The 17,947-nt window shown below is 36.1% G+C and carries 19 protein-coding genes; 2 read left to right on the forward strand and 17 right to left on the reverse strand.

Annotation, left to right across the window (positions count from 1 at the left end):
• Nucleotides 1-30 precede the first annotated feature (30 nt).
• The 10 genes from rplS to smc form a co-directional block, all read right to left on the reverse strand.
• Nucleotides 31-375, reverse strand: a complete 345-nt coding sequence (rplS, locus tag KQI49_RS12655) for a 50S ribosomal protein L19 (protein WP_216489486.1) — start codon at nucleotides 373-375, stop codon at nucleotides 31-33.
• A gap of 156 nt (nucleotides 376-531) precedes the next feature.
• Nucleotides 532-1,269 (reverse strand): tRNA (guanosine(37)-N1)-methyltransferase TrmD, encoded by a 738-nt coding sequence (gene trmD, locus KQI49_RS12660; RefSeq protein WP_216489487.1) that lies wholly within the window; start codon nucleotides 1,267-1,269, stop codon nucleotides 532-534.
• The gene (gene rimM, locus KQI49_RS12665; protein WP_216489489.1) at nucleotides 1,269-1,781 is read right to left on the reverse strand and encodes a ribosome maturation factor RimM; all 513 of its coding nucleotides are present in this window, start codon (nucleotides 1,779-1,781) and stop codon (nucleotides 1,269-1,271) included. Before rimM ends, trmD begins: the two co-directional genes overlap by 1 nt.
• Nucleotides 1,782-1,796: 15 nt before the next feature.
• Complete coding sequence (locus KQI49_RS12670; protein WP_216489492.1) at nucleotides 1,797-2,183, reverse strand: YlqD family protein; 387 nt, start codon at nucleotides 2,181-2,183, stop codon at nucleotides 1,797-1,799.
• Nucleotides 2,184-2,254: 71 nt separating this feature from the next.
• Nucleotides 2,255-2,482, reverse strand: a complete 228-nt coding sequence (locus KQI49_RS12675; protein ID WP_216489493.1) for a KH domain-containing protein — start codon at nucleotides 2,480-2,482, stop codon at nucleotides 2,255-2,257.
• A 14-nt stretch (nucleotides 2,483-2,496) separates the two neighbouring features.
• Nucleotides 2,497-2,769 carry a 30S ribosomal protein S16 gene (gene rpsP, locus KQI49_RS12680; RefSeq protein WP_216489495.1) on the reverse strand — a complete coding sequence of 91 codons (273 nt, stop codon included), beginning with the start codon at nucleotides 2,767-2,769 and terminating at the stop codon, nucleotides 2,497-2,499.
• Nucleotides 2,770-2,847: 78 nt separating this feature from the next.
• The gene (gene ffh, locus KQI49_RS12685) at nucleotides 2,848-4,191 is read right to left on the reverse strand and encodes a signal recognition particle protein (RefSeq protein ID WP_216489497.1); all 1,344 of its coding nucleotides are present in this window, start codon (nucleotides 4,189-4,191) and stop codon (nucleotides 2,848-2,850) included.
• Between the two features lie 13 nt (nucleotides 4,192-4,204).
• Nucleotides 4,205-4,531 (reverse strand): putative DNA-binding protein, encoded by a 327-nt coding sequence (locus KQI49_RS12690; protein WP_216489499.1) that lies wholly within the window; start codon nucleotides 4,529-4,531, stop codon nucleotides 4,205-4,207.
• An 83-nt stretch (nucleotides 4,532-4,614) separates the two neighbouring features.
• Complete coding sequence (gene ftsY / locus KQI49_RS12695; RefSeq protein WP_216489500.1) at nucleotides 4,615-5,613, reverse strand: signal recognition particle-docking protein FtsY; 999 nt, start codon at nucleotides 5,611-5,613, stop codon at nucleotides 4,615-4,617.
• A 12-nt stretch (nucleotides 5,614-5,625) separates the two neighbouring features.
• The gene (smc, locus tag KQI49_RS12700; RefSeq protein WP_216489501.1) at nucleotides 5,626-9,192 is read right to left on the reverse strand and encodes a chromosome segregation protein SMC; all 3,567 of its coding nucleotides are present in this window, start codon (nucleotides 9,190-9,192) and stop codon (nucleotides 5,626-5,628) included.
• A gap of 178 nt (nucleotides 9,193-9,370) precedes the next feature.
• Here smc and KQI49_RS12705 point away from each other — a divergent pair, with 178 nt between their 5' ends.
• Nucleotides 9,371-9,595, forward strand: coding sequence for a DUF1128 domain-containing protein (locus KQI49_RS12705; RefSeq protein ID WP_216489502.1), 225 nt, complete (start codon nucleotides 9,371-9,373; stop codon nucleotides 9,593-9,595).
• A gap of 71 nt (nucleotides 9,596-9,666) precedes the next feature.
• Here KQI49_RS12705 and rnc read toward each other — a convergent pair whose 3' ends face one another.
• The 7 genes from rnc to recG form a co-directional block, all read right to left on the reverse strand.
• Nucleotides 9,667-10,350 (reverse strand): ribonuclease III, encoded by a 684-nt coding sequence (rnc, locus tag KQI49_RS12710; RefSeq protein WP_216489504.1) that lies wholly within the window; start codon nucleotides 10,348-10,350, stop codon nucleotides 9,667-9,669.
• Between the two features lie 339 nt (nucleotides 10,351-10,689).
• On the reverse strand, nucleotides 10,690-10,926 hold the full coding sequence (locus KQI49_RS12715; RefSeq protein ID WP_216489505.1) for an acyl carrier protein: 237 nt from the start codon (nucleotides 10,924-10,926) through the stop codon (nucleotides 10,690-10,692).
• 30 nt (nucleotides 10,927-10,956) lie between these two features.
• Nucleotides 10,957-11,697, reverse strand: a complete 741-nt coding sequence (fabG, locus tag KQI49_RS12720) for a 3-oxoacyl-[acyl-carrier-protein] reductase (protein ID WP_216489507.1) — start codon at nucleotides 11,695-11,697, stop codon at nucleotides 10,957-10,959.
• Nucleotides 11,697-12,635, reverse strand: a complete 939-nt coding sequence (fabD, locus tag KQI49_RS12725; protein ID WP_216489509.1) for an ACP S-malonyltransferase — start codon at nucleotides 12,633-12,635, stop codon at nucleotides 11,697-11,699. The genes fabG and fabD overlap by 1 nt, the downstream gene beginning before the upstream one ends.
• A gap of 11 nt (nucleotides 12,636-12,646) precedes the next feature.
• Nucleotides 12,647-13,642: a phosphate acyltransferase PlsX gene (gene plsX / locus KQI49_RS12730; RefSeq protein WP_216489510.1), complete on the reverse strand. Its 996-nt coding sequence runs from the start codon at nucleotides 13,640-13,642 to the stop codon at nucleotides 12,647-12,649.
• A gap of 39 nt (nucleotides 13,643-13,681) precedes the next feature.
• Entirely contained in the window at nucleotides 13,682-14,263 is a 582-nt protein-coding gene (gene fapR / locus KQI49_RS12735; protein ID WP_371817570.1) for a transcription factor FapR, read from the reverse strand.
• An 81-nt stretch (nucleotides 14,264-14,344) separates the two neighbouring features.
• Nucleotides 14,345-16,375: an ATP-dependent DNA helicase RecG gene (gene recG / locus KQI49_RS12740; protein ID WP_216489512.1), complete on the reverse strand. Its 2,031-nt coding sequence runs from the start codon at nucleotides 16,373-16,375 to the stop codon at nucleotides 14,345-14,347.
• Between the two features lie 278 nt (nucleotides 16,376-16,653).
• On the opposite strand from recG, the gene KQI49_RS12745 reads away from it, so the two are divergent.
• A complete protein-coding gene (locus KQI49_RS12745; protein ID WP_216489616.1) occupies nucleotides 16,654-17,910 on the forward strand; it encodes an NCS2 family permease in 1,257 nt (418 codons plus the stop codon).
• Nucleotides 17,911-17,947 lie beyond the last annotated feature (37 nt).

Consider the following 17,947-nt stretch of genomic DNA (forward strand, 5'->3'; position numbering starts at 1 on the left):
TGACAAGCTCCCTTCTGAACTGATTTCAATTTATCGACGTTCTCTAATACGTGCTGCTTTTCCACGTAGATTACGTAAATAATATAATTTTGCACGACGAACAGAACCGCGTCTTGCCACTTCGATTTCCGCAATTCGTGGTGAATGAACTGGGAATGTACGTTCCACACCTACTCCGTAAGAAATTTTTCTTACTGTAAATGTTTCACTGATTCCACCGCCTTGGCGTTTGATGACAACACCTTCGAATACCTGAATACGTTCACGACTTCCTTCAACTACTTTTACGTGAACTTTAACAGTATCACCAGCGCGGAAATCAGGATGATCTGTACGAAGTTGATCTTTAGTTACTTCTTCGATTATATTTTGCATCCTGCTTCACTCCTTCCAAACCAATGTTCTTAACCGTCTAAGGGCAGCGGAACATCGTTTATACGACTTAAGTATCTACTTAAGCACATGGTTAAATATATCATATCTATCCTGAGAATTCAACTGTCTTTATAAACAATTCCATGTATAATTTTACTATTTTTCATCATTCATTATTTCATTTAAAAAAGCTCTCTCACTTTCGGATAAATTGTAACCTTTCAGTAAATCTGGTCTTCGCTTGTACGTACGGCGAAGTGATTCTTTTATGCGCCATTCTTTAATTTTTTCATGATGCCCCGACAAAAGAACATCGGGCACTGTCATGCCACGATAGTCTGCTGGTCTTGTATAATGAGGGTGTTCTAATAACCCTGTTGAGAATGAGTCTTCTGTTGCTGATTCATCGTTACCTAGGACATTAGGTAAAAGTCTTACTAGGCTGTCAATAACAACCATCGCTCCGAGTTCGCCACCTGTAAGCACATAATCTCCGATAGATATTTCATCTGTGACTAGTTGCTCTCTTATTCGCTCGTCATACCCTTCATAATGGCCGCAAATAAATATAAGTTGTTTTTCCTGTGCTAATTCTTCAGCTTTTTTTTGAGTATATGGTTCACCTTGGGGGCACATAAGAATGATTCGTGGCTTACCATGAGAAACCTCTGTAAGTGTATCCACTGCATCAAAAACAGGCTGTGGTGTAAGAACCATCCCGGCTCCTCCACCATAAGGATAATCATCTACTTTATGATGTTTGTTTGTGGAATACTTACGAAAGTCTACTAAGTTATAAGTAAACTTTTCATTTTCTTGCGCTTTTTTTAAAATTGATGCATTTAAGACACTAGTAAACATTTCTGGAAACAAAGTTAAAATATCTATATGCATTAATCTAGCAATCCTTCCATTGGATCGATGACAATTTTTTTATCGTTCACATCAATTGACTTGACGACAGATTTAATATTAGGAATCAAATATTCTTTACCTTCCTTATTAATCACAACAAATACATCATTAGCTCCAGGAGATAAAATCTCTTTCACATCTCCTACGGGTTCTTCGATTGTTGTATATACTGCACAACCAATAATTTCATGGTAGTAATATTCGTCCTTTGGGAGCTCCGTCTGCTGCTCTTCAGATATTTGGAGATGGGCACCTTTTAAACCTTCTACATCGTTTAAATCGCTATATCCTTCAAATTTTAATAATATAAAACCTTTATGGAGACGCTGACTCCTGATAACTACTTTCTGGACTGGTTTGTTCTTTTGTACTAAGTATAAATCCTTTCCCACTTCGAAACGATCTTTGAAGTCACTAATTCGATAGACTTTTACTTCGCCACGAATACCATGTGTATTGACTATTTCACCTACGTTAAACATTTTATCCATTCATTTCACCTACTACTATTCTATACGTATAACAATATTGTCTTTTATAACTATAGCGTGTTCACTCATAACTTCATCCCAATGCTCACCTTCATTGACTTCAACAAGAGCTTCAACTTCTCGTTCAATAATTTCACTACCTATTTCAAGTATCTCCAATTGCTCTAATTTAAAGTCAATTGATTTGATGCGATGCTGTCTTTGGTTAATTTCACGTTGAAATCGACTTTTAATCTCCTGCTTCGATGTTCCAATTTTATTTTCTAGTTTTCTCTGTTCAAACAATAATTGTTGACACTCTTGTTCAAGCCGCATTTTTTGATGAATGAAATTATTTTTTAGTTTCTCTTTACTTTTTTCGGTGATGATTTGCTTCACTTGGATTTTCTTAATGATATTCACACGTTTTCCCCGCTCTCACATAAGGTAAGCCTTCTGAAATGTGGAAAAAGGGAAAGGTATCCCCTCTCCCTTTACATAATATCTAAATAAATCCTTTTATTTGCATCCGTTTTAGCTGCGTAGACAACTGTTCGAATGGCTTTAGCTACGCGACCATTCTTGCCAATAATCTTTCCAACATCATCTTCATTCACGGCAAGATGATAGACAATTTTCGTGTCTTCTTCTTTTTCTGTTACGACAATATCATCCGGATTATCGACAAGCGGGGTCACAATAGTTTTAATTAGGGCTTTCATGATATCACACTACTTTACTTTTGATTTTTCTGGTCGTGGAATTTTTTCATGATGCCTTGTTTTGAAAATAGATTACGTACTGTATCACTTGGTTGCGCGCCGTTCGTCATCCAGCTAAGTGCTTTTTCTTCATCAATTTTAATTTCAACCGGATTGGAAATTGGATTATATGTTCCAATTTGTTCGATTTGACGACCGTCTCTAGGAGAACGTGAGTCGGCAACTACAATACGATAAAATGGGTTTCTTTTAGATCCCATACGTTTCATACGAATTTTAACAGCCATGCTTGCACCTCCAACATAATTTGTATTAACAAGTTTAGATTCTATCAGAAACTTGGATGTCTGTAAAGGGTTTTTACATTACATGAACGGAAGATTGAATCCTTTACCCTTTTTGCCCTTTTGCATATTGGTCATTTGCTTCATCATTTTCTTCATTTCATTAAACTGTTTCAACAACCGATTTACTTGTGAGACATTGGTACCAGAACCTTTTGCAATTCTTTTTTTACGGCTGGCATTCATTACATTGGGGTTCTGTCTTTCGTGTTTGGTCATTGATTTAATGATTGCCTCTATCTGACCTATTTGATGCTCGTCTATTTGAGCATTTTTTAAGCCTTTCATTTTATTGGCACCAGGAATCATTGCCATTAATTCATCTAATGGGCCCATGTTTTTTACTTGATCCATTTGATCTAGGAAATCGTCAAATGTAAAGGACATGGTACGCATTTTCTCTTCCAATTCTTTCGCTTGTTTTTCATTGACATCTGTTTGGGCTTTTTCAATTAATGTCAACACATCTCCCATGCCAAGGATACGAGATGCCATTCGGTCTGGATGAAACGGCTCAAATTCATCTAATTTTTCACCCATCCCAGCAAATTTAATAGGTTTATCAGTCACTGCCTTAATGGATAATGCTGCTCCACCTCGTGTATCACCATCAAGTTTAGTTAAGACAACACCTGAGATATCCAGTTGTTCATTGAAACTCTCCGCTACATTGACTGCATCTTGACCTGTCATTGAATCGACAACGAGAAAAATTTCATCCGGGCTCGCCATCTTTTTAATATTGTCCAGCTCATCCATCAGGTCATTATCGATGTGTAGGCGGCCAGCCGTATCGATAATGACATAATCATTATGATCTTCTTTCGCCTTTTCAATTGCTTTTTCAGCAATTTCTACAGGATTTGTTTCTGTTCCCATAGAAAAAACAGGCATATTAAGTTGCTTACCAAGCGTTTCTAATTGGTTGATAGCTGCTGGTCGATAAACATCACAAGCTACTAGCATAGGGTTACGATTATGGTTTTTTCGTAAATGATTTGCTAATTTAACTGTCGTGGTAGTTTTACCAGCACCTTGTAATCCCACCATCATAATTACTGTTGGTGGACGATCACTTACAGCTATTTTACTCTGCTCTTTACCCATCAAATTAGTTAATTCATCTTTTACAACTTTAATAACCTGCTGTCCTGGAGTTAAGCTGTCCATTACTTCTTGACCCACAGCCCGCTCTTTTATTCGATTAATTAAGTCTTTAACCACTCGAAAGTTTACATCTGCCTCGAGCAAAGCCAAGCGTACTTCACGAGCCATCTCCTTAACATCTTGCTCGGAAACTTTACCCTTACCGGTAATTTTCTTTATTGTACTTTGCAAACGGTCGGCCAATCCTTCAAATGCCATAGAAGGTGTCCCCCTAATCTAATTCTTTTAATTGTTTTATAGTCGTCATTGCTTTTTCTAAATCTCTTTCATTTATACATTCTTCAAGATTCTGAATGAGTGACGTACGTTGTTCAAATTTCTGATAAAGATGAAGTGTTTCTTCATAGGACTCAAGCATTGTCTCTGTACGTTTAATATTATCATAAACAGCTTGTCTTGATACTCCTGCATTCTCAGCAATTTCACCTAAAGAATAGTCCTTTAAATAATATAAACTCATATATTCACGTTGTTTTGGAGTTAATAAAACCTGATAAAAGTCATATAAATAGTTGATACGGACAGTTTTTTCGAGCATGGTATTCTCCCTTGTTAAGTGAAATCACTTTACATTTTATCATAACGGATAAAATGTTTTCATGTCAAGCTTTTTTGAGTATTTTACTCATCAATTTCCTCATCAATTATATCAGCAAAAAGCCCATAGACAAATGCACTTGCGTCAAATTTTTGCAGATCTTCTATTTGTTCACCAAGCCCAACGAATTTAACAGGAATATTCAACTCATGACGAATTGCTAAAACAATTCCACCTTTAGCAGTTCCATCCAACTTGGTTAAAACTATCCCTGATACATTTGTACTTTCTGAAAATGTTTTTGCCTGACTTAATGCATTTTGACCTGTCGTAGCATCAAGCACAAGCAAAACTTCGTGCGGAGCTCCAGGCACTTCACGTTCAATTACTCGGTTGACTTTCGCCAATTCATTCATAAGATTAACCTTATTTTGCAAACGACCAGCAGTATCACAGATTAAGACATCAGCTTTTCTAGCCTTAGCTGCCTTTATCCCATCAAAAATAACCGCAGCCGGGTCGCTTCCTTCACTTTGCTTAATGACTTCGACACCAGTTCGCTCCCCCCATACTTCTAATTGCTCAATCGCACCAGCACGAAATGTATCGCCTGCTGCCAGCATGACTTGTTTACCTTCCTGCTTCAGTTGATGAGCTAACTTACCAATCGATGTTGTTTTACCAACACCATTAACACCGACAACTAATATAACAGATAGGCCATCATTTTCTAAATTGATGTCATCGACTTCTTCAGTATCACCATCATAATACATCTCAACTAACTTTTCCGAAATAACGTCTCGTACTTCTGTAGGATCTTTTACATTCTGTCGTTTCACTTCCATTTTTAATTCATCAATTAACTCCATAACTGTCATCACGCCAACATCTGCTGTGATTAAGACTTCCTCTAGCTCTTCAAAAAAATCCTCATCGATACTGCGGTATCTGGCAATTAAGTCGTTGATTTTTCCTGCAAATGATTGTCGGGTCTTTTCCATACCTTCTTTATATGTTTTTGAAACTTCTTGTTCTTCATTTTTAGTAAATTTATCTTTCAAACGTTGCATAAAACTCATTTCTTCAACCTCCTAAGCTCTAATTAACTCCTCTGTTTCTTCTAGTTTAACTGAAACCAATCGTGACACTCCTGATTCTTGCATTGTGACACCATAAAGCACGTCAGCTTCTTCCATCGTGCCTTTCCTGTGGGTAATGACAATGAATTGAGTGTTTTCACTATGACTTTGAACATACTTGGCAAAGCGGTATACATTAGCCTCATCAAGAGCCGCTTCAACTTCATCAAGAACACAAAAAGGAACGGGACGGACACGTAGTATTGCAAAAAGGAGAGCAATGGCAGTCAGCGCTCTTTCACCACCAGATAATAAACCAAGATGTTGTAATTTCTTTCCTGGTGGCTGTGCAATGATATCAACCCCTGTATTAAGCAAGTCTTTAGGATCTGTTAATTTTAATTCAGCATAGCCCCCGCCAAATAATTCCTTAAACACTATTGAGAACTCTTCTTTAATTTGACTGAACGTATCATCAAATAACCGTTTCATTTCTGTATCCATTTCAAGAATCGCTGAAAATAATGTTTGCTTCGCTGTCACTAAATCGTCCTTTTGCTCAGTCAAAAATGTGTAGCGCTCAGATAATCGCTTATATTCATCGATGGCACCTAGATTCACAGTACCTAGATTGTTTATTTTCTTTTTTAATTTGTCAACTATATCTTTTGTTTCTTCGATATTAGTGGATTTCTCATAATTCTGTTTAGCTCGCTCATATGTTATTTCATAATCATTCTGTAATTGAGTAAGACGATTTTCTAAATCAACATCCAACCGATTTGCTTTAACTTCTTTTTCTTGTACTTTCCCAATAAAATCTTGGTGGAGCCTATTTTCTTCTTTTAATTCTCTCTCAGCATCGCTCATTCTTTGGGTTCGTTCACTACGCTCGGCACGATGTTGTTGTATCTCCTTAAGCACTTGATCTTTCGCTGTCATATTTGTCTTTATTTTTTCTTCTACGACTTTTTCAGATTCTTCCGATTGTATCATCTCAATTAATTTTTCTAATTCATGAGAATAATCCTGGTGTTTCTTTTCGGCTTCTACGAGTTGTTGTTTTAACTCAACTGTTTTTTGTTGTTGATGTTTAACTCGCTCATCTTGTTCTGCCAAAGCCACTTGAAAATCATGTAAGGTATCTTGTAGTTTCTCTCTATTTTCTTTAAATGTCATCTCTTGCTCTGATAAAAAGTCAATTTTCCCCTGAATAGATTCGAGGTTTTTTTCAATTTCTTTTAATCCCGTTTCCAACCCGGTTAGTTTTTCTTTTAGATGTTTTTCATCTTGATTAAACTGACGTTGTTCTCTTTGATGCAATTCAATGCTTTCTTCCTGGGACTCCAACCGTAAGTTTATTTCTGTATTATATTCTCTTAGGTTTTGCAATTCCTTTTGTACTTGCTGTATGTCTTTTTCTAATTTATCAATTTCGCTTTCTTTACCTTCAATTTTTGTTTGTTGATTCTTAACATTATTAGCAAACGTAGTTGCCTTTAATTCGAAGTCTTTCAGTTTTTCAGTTACTTCTTTTAAGTCCTTTTCTCTTGTAAATATGGAAGAGTTTTTTTGCTGTTTTGCGCCTCCAGACATTGAACCACCTGGATTCACTACATCTCCCTCAAGTGTCACAATCCGATAACGCCGATCAGATAGTCTTGCCATTTCATTCGCATCTTTCAGTGTGGAAGCAATAACAACATGACCCATTAAATAATTGATTACATTTTCATATCGGGGCATCGTTTTTACTAATTGTGAAGCTATTCCTATAAAACCGTTATGTGACTTAATCCTTTTTTGAATACCATCAGGAATATATCGCGGTTTAATAATATCAAGGGGCAAAAACGTCGCTCTTCCTTTTTGAGTTTTCTTTAAAAAGTTAATAGCATCTCTTGCCGATTGTTCATCAGTTACGACAACATGTTGAGCTTGACCTCCTAAAACAGTTTCTATTGCGGTAATAAATTGTTTTGGAATATCAATCAACTCAAGGACAGCACCATGAATATTGCTTATTTTTTGACTTTGTCTCGCTTTCAAAACCGCTTTAACACCATAGAAAAATCCTTGGAAGTCTTCTTTCAACTCTTCTAGCATTTCTTTTCTTGATTTCATTTTCTCTATATGTTGATAACCTTGATAAAGTTTTGTCTGCGACTCTTGAAAAAGACTACGCTCTTTCTCTAAGTCTTTTTTTAAATTTATTAGATTTGTTCGCTCTTTTGTATACTTTTCTTCTAAACGTGCCGAATCTTTCTCTGCTACTTGATGTTCGTTTGATAACTGTTTTTTATCCTTGATTAAATCTTGTTGGCTATGGGCATGCTTCTCTTTTTTGGCTGTTAATTGAGTGAGTTGTTGGCTTATTGATTGTTTTTCATTACGCTTAGCTGCCTGTTTATTTAAATATTCAATGTAGATGGATTTCAACTCTTCAATTTGCTCTAGTATATTTTCTTCAGAAGTAGACAACTTTACTTCTAGATTTTCAGCTTTATCTCTAGTCTCTTGTCTATCTTTTTTAAGGCTTTTTAATGCTTCTAACTCAAAACCCAAGTCTGATTTAATTTTGGTGACACGTTCTTTTGCTTCCTTTTTTTGTTGTTGCAATTTTTCTTTATTTGCTTCGACATGTTTAAAACGTTCATTTCGGACTTGTTTTTTTCCTTGATATTTCTCTAACTGCTGAGTAACGTTAAGCAACTCTGCTTGTTGCTTTTCAATAATTTCATCTAGATGATTAATATTATGACGCTCTTTCTCAAGGTTTGCTTCTTTTTGTTGAATAGAGGTCTTCCACTCGATTTCCTTCATTTTATCATTTTCAAGTTGCTCAAGTGTTGTATTCCATTTTTGATTTAACTCTTCAATTTCAGTAATTAAAAAAGAAATCTCTTTTTCTTTGAGTTCTTCACTATATTGCAGATATGTTTCCGCTTTTCTTGATTGATGTTCAAGCGGATTAATTTGCTGTTCTATTTCATGAATAATATCATCCACACGATTTAAATTTTCTTGAGTCTCTTCCAACTTAAGTTCTGATTTTCGTTTTCGTTGCTTATACTTCAATACACCGGCAGCTTCTTCAAAAATAACACGACGCTCTTCAGCTTTGGAGCTTAGTATTTCTTCGACTTTTCCTTGACTTATAATTGAAAAAGCTTCACGACCAAGCCCTGAATCCATAAATAAATCAACAATATCTTTTAATCTACATGCTTGTTTATTAATATAAAATTCACTTTCTCCTGAACGGTAGACCCGTCTCGTAACGCTTACTTCTTTATAATCAAGTGGCAAAGTCTGTTCTCTGTTATCAAGGACTAATGTCACTTCTGCAACATTAAGAGCGTTTCGTGTATCACTTCCTTGAAAAATGATGTCTTCCATTTTAGATCCACGTAAAGATCTTGCTGATTGTTCACCAAGAACCCAGCGAATGGCATCGGTTATATTACTTTTACCACTCCCATTAGGTCCAACGACTGCTGTAACACCTGGCACAAAATCAACATCGATTCGCTCAGCAAATGATTTAAAACCCACAGTTTCTAACCGTTTTAAAAACATAAACATTCCCCTACCTATTCTTGATTAAAAAGTAAAACGATTCACTTAATAGCTACTTATTCCTATTTTCTGTGTTTCATTTGGCATATTAGCGCATTTATTTTATCATATATATAATTAAAGAAGAAATTTTTCATTTAACCTATGCAATTTAAAAACTATCATAAGAGGTGTTTATATGAACTTGGAGCAACCTTCCCAAGAAAACCTAGAGTACATACTTAACAAATTGGCAGAGAAACTCGATGTTGCCAATCGTATGATCATGGATCCAGAAGGATATAACCTGAATAAATATGATGATTTAAAATTTATGTACGACATGGTTATGAATAAAGATGGATTAAGTCCATCAGAAACCCAAGCCTTTGTTGACGAATTACGTTCTGTTAGAAAAGGATAGTCTCATTTATAGATAAACAAAAAAGTAAGGCTGTTAATTCTTATTATGAATGACAGCCTTTCGATTTATTGTTATTTGCTCAACTCGTCTATTGCATGTTTTGCTGCACGTTGTTCCGCTTCTTTTTTTGTCCTGCCAATTCCCGTTCCAGCTGTCCTATTCTCTATCAACACTTGAACCACAAACTCTTTCATATGAGAAGGTCCTTTTTCTTGAGCGATTTTGTATTCGATCCCTCTATTTTTATCCTGCTGAATAAGTTCTTGTAGTTGGCTCTTATAATCCATCGCATGCGAAAAAGCACCCATATCAATTTTTGGATATATGAATCGCTCAAAAAATGTCAATACGGCATTGAATCCTTGTTCTATATAAAGCGCCCCTAAAAAAGATTCAAACACATCAGCCAAAAGAGAGGCTCGATCTCGACCACCCGTGTGTTCTTCACCTTTTCCAAGCATTATAAATTCATTAAAGTTCAAATCTCGAGCAAAGTTTGCTAAAGACGGTTCACATACAATGGAAGCACGAAGCTTCGTCATTTCACCTTCTGCCATATCTACGTTATTCTTATAGAGATATTCAGAAATGCCTAATTCCAACACAGCATCCCCCAAAAACTCCAAACGTTCATTATCCAATATTTTTTCTTTCTGATGCTCATTCACATAAGATGAATGTGTAAAAGCTTGCTGAATTAATTCATGATTTTTAAAACGTATACCTAGTTGCTCTTCTAGTTTTGTTACATTCATATATTCACCTCCGATTATATTATAATATAATGAAAGTCTCGCTTAAAGCGAGACTTTCATTTTTATTATTAGGAAACTGTAATATTAAAACTTCTGTGGATAACTTTATACAAAAATAGCCACGTCCAGCGAGGTGCGCCCAGCAACTAGCGAGACTTCCTTCACCTCATGACACGATAAGTCAACATCGGCTCACTACTTTCACCGTGTTTCCTTTATCTCCTTCGGCTCAGTCCAGTCCGTACGTTGCTAAACGGGCGCGCCTCGCTTTTGTTCTTAGGAAACTGTAATATTATCCCTCTCTGGATAACTTTTATACTGAAGTCAGTCACATCTAGCTTATGACTTAGTACTGTTTATGTAATCAACAGCATCCCCAACAGTATTGATTTTTTCAGCTTCTTCATCAGCAATCTCCATATCAAACTCATCTTCAAGTTCCATAACAAGCTCAACGACATCTAATGAATCAGCTTCAAGGTCATCTCTAAATGAGGCTTCCATTGTTACTTTTGATTCTTCTACATCAAGATTATCAACAATAATTTCTTTTACTCGTTCAAAAACGTCTGCCATTTTATTTCACCTCCTTTCAAGTGTAATTATTTACATCACCATTCCACCATCTATATGAAGTGTTTGCCCGGTAATATAATTGGCATCTTCCGAAGCAAGAAAACGCACAACTCTTGCCACGTCTTCTGGTGACCCTAACTTAGCAAGTGGAATCATGTCTAGCATTTCTTTACGTTGTTCCTCAGTTAGTGCATCGGTCATGTCTGTTGAAATAAAACCTGGTGCAACAGCATTAACTAAAATATTACGCGAAGCCAATTCTTTCGCTGTTGTTTTTGTTAATCCTATGACACCGGCTTTTGCTGCAACATAATTTGCTTGACCAGGATTGCCACTCACCCCAACAATTGAAGCAACATTGACAATTCTTCCAGCTTTTTGTTTCATCATCTGCCTTGTCACTGCTTTAGTACATAGAAAGACACCTTTTAGATTGGTATTAATAACTTGGTCAAATTCGGACTCTTTCATTCTCATTAATAAATTGTCTTTATTGACACCTGCATTATTCACCAAGATATCAAGCCGTCCGAATTGACTGGTCACTTCTTTGATCATATTTTTTACACTGGATTCATCTGAGACATCTGCTTGTATTTTAAAAGCTTTTACACCAAGTTGCAATAATTCTTCAACGACTTCTTGGGCTTTATCTTCACTACCTGCATAATTAACTGCAACATTTGCACCTTGTTTAGCGAATTCAAGCGCAATTGCTCGCCCAATACCTCGAGAAGCTCCTGTTACTAATGCGGCTTTTTCTTGTAACATTATTTATCCCCCTTATACCAAGTGACAAACTCATCTAAAGACTTCACATCTTGCACAGCGAACGTTTTTACACTACGATCTATCTTTTTGACTAATCCAGATAAAACTTTGCCAGTACCTACTTCAACGAACGCGTCTATATTCTCTTGAAGCATGTTTCCGATAGATTCTTCAAATCGTACAGGAGAATAAAGCTGCTTCACTAAAGATTCTTTAATATTATCTTTATCTGTTTCTGGTGCGGCAGTTACATTCGCATAAACAGGAATAGAGGCATTGTTTATCTTCACATTATCGAGATGAGCAGCGAATTCTTCGTTTGCAGATTTCATGAGTCTTGAATGGAAAGGCCCACTGACATTTAAGGGAAGAACACGTCTAGCTCCTTTCGCTTTTAATTTTTCAGTAGCCAAATCAATCCCTTTAACAGATCCTGATATGACAATTTGGCCTGGGCAATTAATATTAGCTAAATCAACAATTTCTTCTGAAATACTATTTAAAACCTCTTGTATTTCACTTTGAGATAAACCTAACACAGCCGCCATTGTGCCTTGGCCTTTTGGAAAGGCTTCTTCCATCAACTGGCCTCGCGTATGAACGAGTGGTAGAGCGTCATCTAGTGCAAGGGCCCCTGCTGAAACTAAGGCGCTATACTCCCCTAAACTATGTCCCACTGTCATCACTGGCTGAATTTCTTCTTCAATAAGTAAACTATGTATGGCTACACTTGATAATAATAAAGCCGGTTGAGCATTTTCAGTTTCAGTTAATTTCTCTTTCGGACCTTCAAACATGAGAGATGTTAAATCTTTATCAAGTACATTATTAGCGTTTTCGTAAAGTGTTTTCACTGATGAAAAGTTATTATAAATTTCTTCTCCCATTCCCACTACTTGAGAACCTTGTCCTGGAAACATAAAAGCAACGCGCTTCATATACTCTCCTCCTATTCCTCCGATTGGATTGATTCGACTGTCTCTTTAATTGTATTAATAACCTGGTAATCAACCATATAACAAGCTTGGACAATAGCATTGTAAATGGCCCGACTATTTGATGAACCATGTGCTTTAATTACGGGAGCAGCAAGACCAAATAATCCAGCTCCACCATATTCAGAGTAATCTAGATTAGCTTGCAGATCTTTTAAATCAGACTTGATGAGTCCTGCGCCTAATTTTGTTTTTAAGGAAGATGTTAGTGTTTTTTTAAGCATTGAAAACATAAGCTCTGCTGTACCTTCAATTGTTTTGAGAGCAACATTTCCACTGAAACCATCTGTTACTACAACGTCTGCTGCACCATGTAATATATCTCTTGCTTCAACATTTCCAATAAAGTTCAAAGGGGCTTCTTGCATTAGAGCAAAGGCTTTCTGAGCTAACTTATTTCCTTTACCGTCTTCTGTACCAACATTTAATAAACCAATTCTAGGTTTTTTTACTTGTCGAACCTTTTCACTGTAGATAGATCCCATGACGGCATATTGTAAGAGGTGTTCAGCCTTTGCATCGACGTTTGCTCCAACATCAAGCAATAAGACTCCTTTACCATCTTTTGTTGGTAACGTCGGGCTTAGGGCTGGTCTATCAATCCCTTGCATTCTTCCAACAACAAATAGTCCTGCACTCATTAACGCTCCTGTGTTACCAGCGGAGATACACGCATCGGCTCGTCCTTCTTTCACTTCTTTTGCCATAAGTACCATGGATGCATTTTTCTTTCTACGAACAGCTCGAACTGGTTCATCCTCGCTTGTAATTGTCTCATTTGTATGAATAATATCGATATTCGTTGGATCAGATAAATGCTCTTTTATCTTTACTTCATCACCAATTAATGTAATCGATAAATTTTTTATTTTGGATACGGCATCCATTGCACCTAAAACGTTAGCCTTTGGTGCATGATCCCCTCCCATAGCGTCTATTGCTAGTTTCATATGAAAACTCCTTTAATATAGAGATGCATATCATTCAGGTTAATTGTTTTCTAAAGTCGATCGATACATATGAAATATACCACTGAATACTTTTTCATTTCCCACGTAACTGTTTACTCTTACTATTGTCAATCCTTTTTCCGTTTTGCCTTTAATAACCGCTTTAGCAACAACGCGTTCACCTTGTTTAACCTGTCTCATAAATTTTAATTCGGAATTTGCTGTTAAAGCCAGTTCGTCATTGATAACCGCTACAGCTAGAGAATTTGCTTGGGCAAATAAGTGATGCCCTCGCGCAATATTATTTCTGGTGAACACATGTTCTTTATTAATATCTAAAATGGATATAGCCTTCTCATCAAGTTCCAGATCAATAACTTCTCCAATGACATCTTCTAGTGGAAGGGCTTTAACCGTCTCATTCCATTGGTCTGTAGCAACTGACTTAATACGTTTACGCAATTCAGGAATTGAGAGTTCCATTCTATCTAAGCGGATTGTTTGGATACTGACATTAAATTTTTTCGCAAGCTCTTCATCTGTTATAAAAGGTGAGGTTTCTATTGTTTCTTTCAATAAGTGCTGTCTCTTTTGCTTTGGTTTCCTCAATACATCCACCATCCACAATTTCTCGTAAAGTCAATTAAGACTAGGTACTAATAGTAATATATAATACCACTTCTATTTTTGCAAGATTTGTTTTCAGTCTAACTTAGAATCGAAATGTCCTTGTGTTTGCAAGAAATACTTCAATTGTTGAAATGAAGGGTCATTTAGAAGATTATTTTCCACAATTTCTTCTGCATCTTTTCTTGCGGTCTCAAGTGCTCTATAATCGTGAACCATATCAGCAACCTTAAAGTCTGGTAAGCCACTCTGTTTTTTTCCGAAAAAGTCGCCCGGACCACGTAATTTCAAATCCTGTTCTGCCAGTTCAAATCCATCGCTAGTTTCAGTCATTATTTTCATACGTTCTTTTCCTATATCGCCCTTTGGTTCAGCAATTAAAATACAATAGCTCTGCTTTTCGCCTCTGCCTACTCGTCCTCTAAGTTGGTGTAATTGTGATAATCCAAAACGTTCCGCATCATAGATTACCATTGTGGTTGCATTCGGGACATTGACTCCAACTTCTATTACCGTAGTAGACACTAAAACTTGTATTTCATTTTGTACAAATGCTTTCATAATTTTATCTTTTTCGCTCGTTTCTAAACGGCCATGCAAAAGCCCAATTTGTATATCTGATGGGTAATATTCTTGGAGTTGGTGAAATAGATCCACTGCATTTTGAATATCCAACTTGTCAGATTCTTCTATTAAAGGACAAATGACATATGCTTGTTCTCCGTCAGTTATACGTTTTCCAATGAAAGACAAAATACGCTCAAACATATTTTCTTTAGCCCAATAGGTTTCTACCTTTTTTCGTCCTGAAGGCAGTTCATCTATTATCGAAACGTCCATATCTCCAAACGTTGTAATGGCTAACGTACGTGGTATTGGTGTTGCTGTCATAAATAAAACATCCGGATGAAGCCCCTTATCTCTTAATATACGCCTTTGTTCTACGCCAAAACGATGCTGCTCATCTATAATCGCAAACCCCAAATCATGAAAAAAAACATCTTTTTGAATTAAAGCATGAGTTCCAATTACTATATCAATTTGATGTTCTTCAATTTCTTTGAGAATTTCATTTCGTTTTTTTCCCTTTACGGATCCAGTTAACAAGACAACATTTGCTCTGTCTTTAAATAATTCACTTAAAGACTGATAATGCTGTTCAGCTAAAATTTCGGTAGGAACCATTAGAGCTCCTTGTTTCCCAGCTGTCAATGAAGCGTATAGAGCTATAGCTGCAACTGCTGTTTTTCCTGATCCTACATCACCCTGCAATAATCGATTCATTCTGTAAGGTGATTTCATGTCAGCAAGTATTTGATTTAAAGACTTAGTTTGTGCCGCCGTCAACGTAAATGGAAAACTATTTATAAATAACTTAAGACTTTCCGGATCATAATGTTGCGCATTTCCTTCCGTGGCCTCCCGATGCCATTTTTTAAGTAGTTGCATTCTCAGCTGAAAAATTAAGAACTCTTCATAAACAAATCGACGCCGAGCATGTTTTAGAGTTTGTCTATTCTCAGGATAATGTAATGTTTTAACAGCGTCCATTCGTCCCGGTAACTTATATAATATTAAATATGTTTCGGGAAGCAGCTCTGTCACTTGTAAATCATATTCTTTTATCGCGTTATAAATTACTTTTTTTAATCTTCCCATCTTAATTTCTCCCTTGATTGAATAGATGGGCTGGATTTCAGCTTGTTGATCTGCAGATCCTTTTTTGTAATGATTGACTGTAATTTGCAAACGATGGGCGTCCCATTTCCCGGTTAATGTAATCAAGTCTCCCATTTTAATATGCTTTTTAGCAAATGATCGATTGAACATAACAGCTTGTACGACAACATGATCGACTTCCACATTAAAAACAAGTCTGGAACGATTCCGACCATAAAATGATAAGCGCGGTTCATTTAATACTTTTCCTTCAATCGTGACTTTATCTTCGTGAATAAGTTCGTTAAGAGGTTTGATTTCAAATACGTCATAACGGCTCGGAAAGTGGAATAGCAAATCCTCAACCGTATAAATATCCATACTTTCTAAATCTGTAGCTAATTTTTCTCCTACACCTTTAACATTGGTCACTGGTTCATTTAACATATTATTCACACTTTCATATCAAAGACTTCATTTCAAATTAAATAAAGTTATTACGTTTTTATTTATTACATATTATAAAGAATCGTTACGTTAACTACTATATCTATAACATTCTACATTGTAAATTATAGCAAAAACCCTTATAATTATCATTTGTGGGTTATATTATTTCATCTACTAGTTAACAATAGTATATCTAATTTTCAATATAACCGGGTGGGAGAGGGATATAGTGGACATGAGGAAGACAATTGACATTTAATAAGAACAATCAACAGATGAATCATCAAGTTTCATGGAAAAGCGAATTAATAGCCGGTGTTGTCGGTTATCTAACAACGTTTTATATTGTTGTTGTGAATGGGTCAATCCTTAGTCAAACAGGTATTTCTTTAGAGAGTGGAATGATAGCAACAATTTTGGCTAGCTTTGTAGGCACATTGTTTATGGGCCTATTTGCCAAATTACCGCTTATTTTAATCCCAGGAATGGGAATAAATGCATTATTTGCTTATTCCATTGTCGAGGGAACTGGATTAAGCTTTGAAGAAGGTTTGGGCGTTGTACTTATTGCCGCAATCATTTTTTTGATAACAGCTTTCAGTCGACTTGGGGTTATGTTAAAAGAAGCAATTCCTAATTCATTAAAATATGCAATCACGGTGGGGCTAGGATTTTTTTTGATTTTGATTGGTTTAGAAAAAAGTGGTCTCGTCGTTCGTGGTAAACATACAATTATTGCTATTGGCGATTTTACCTCACCTGAGTTTATCGTTGGTATACTGACATTGTTTTTAGCATTATTTTTATTCATTAAAGATATTCCAGCCAATTTTCTTCTTACTATGATTAGTGGAACGGTGTTAGCATATATTTTCGGAATACTGGATGGTACCGGTAATTCAATCTCTTTGAGTGGAAATGACTTTATTTATATGCCATCATTCAGTGCTGCAGGACAGCTTTCGTTCTGGTTAGCTATCTTTCCGTTAGCCATGATTCTAATTTTTGAAAATATGGGATTAATTAATGGCCAACTTCAAATGCTCAATCGAAATGAAAGTTATGAAAAGGCCTATAAAGTGACAGCTTTTTCTACACTCACATGTGCGTTTTTTGGAACCTCGCCTACAGTTTCTTCAGCTGAAAATGCTGCAGTTATTGCCTCTAAAGGAAAGACAGGAAGAGTGGCACTTGTAGCAAGTTTTTTATTTTTGGCAACTATCTTTATCATTCCTTGGATTTCAGTAATACCAGGAACGGCCATTAGTCCAATCTTAATCATTGTAGGTATGTTAATGGCTCAAGATATTAGACATATTTCACTAGAGGAACTTTCAGAAGCATTACCGGCATTTTTAATTATCGTAATGATTCCTTTTACGTATAGTATAGCTGATGGCATGGCATTTGGTTTTATTGCTTACCCAATTGTGAAATTGGCCGTAGGTAAACGAGAAGACATATCAAAGCCTCTAATGGTTATTTCACTCTTATTTCTATTCGATTTTGTCGTGAAAATAACAGGAATATAGAACAAAAGCGAAAGCGCCTGGTCAGCTCCGACAAGAT

It is taken from the genome of Virgibacillus sp. MSJ-26 (assembly GCF_018918075.1).
GTDB lineage: Bacteria > Bacillota > Bacilli > Bacillales > Amphibacillaceae > MSJ-26.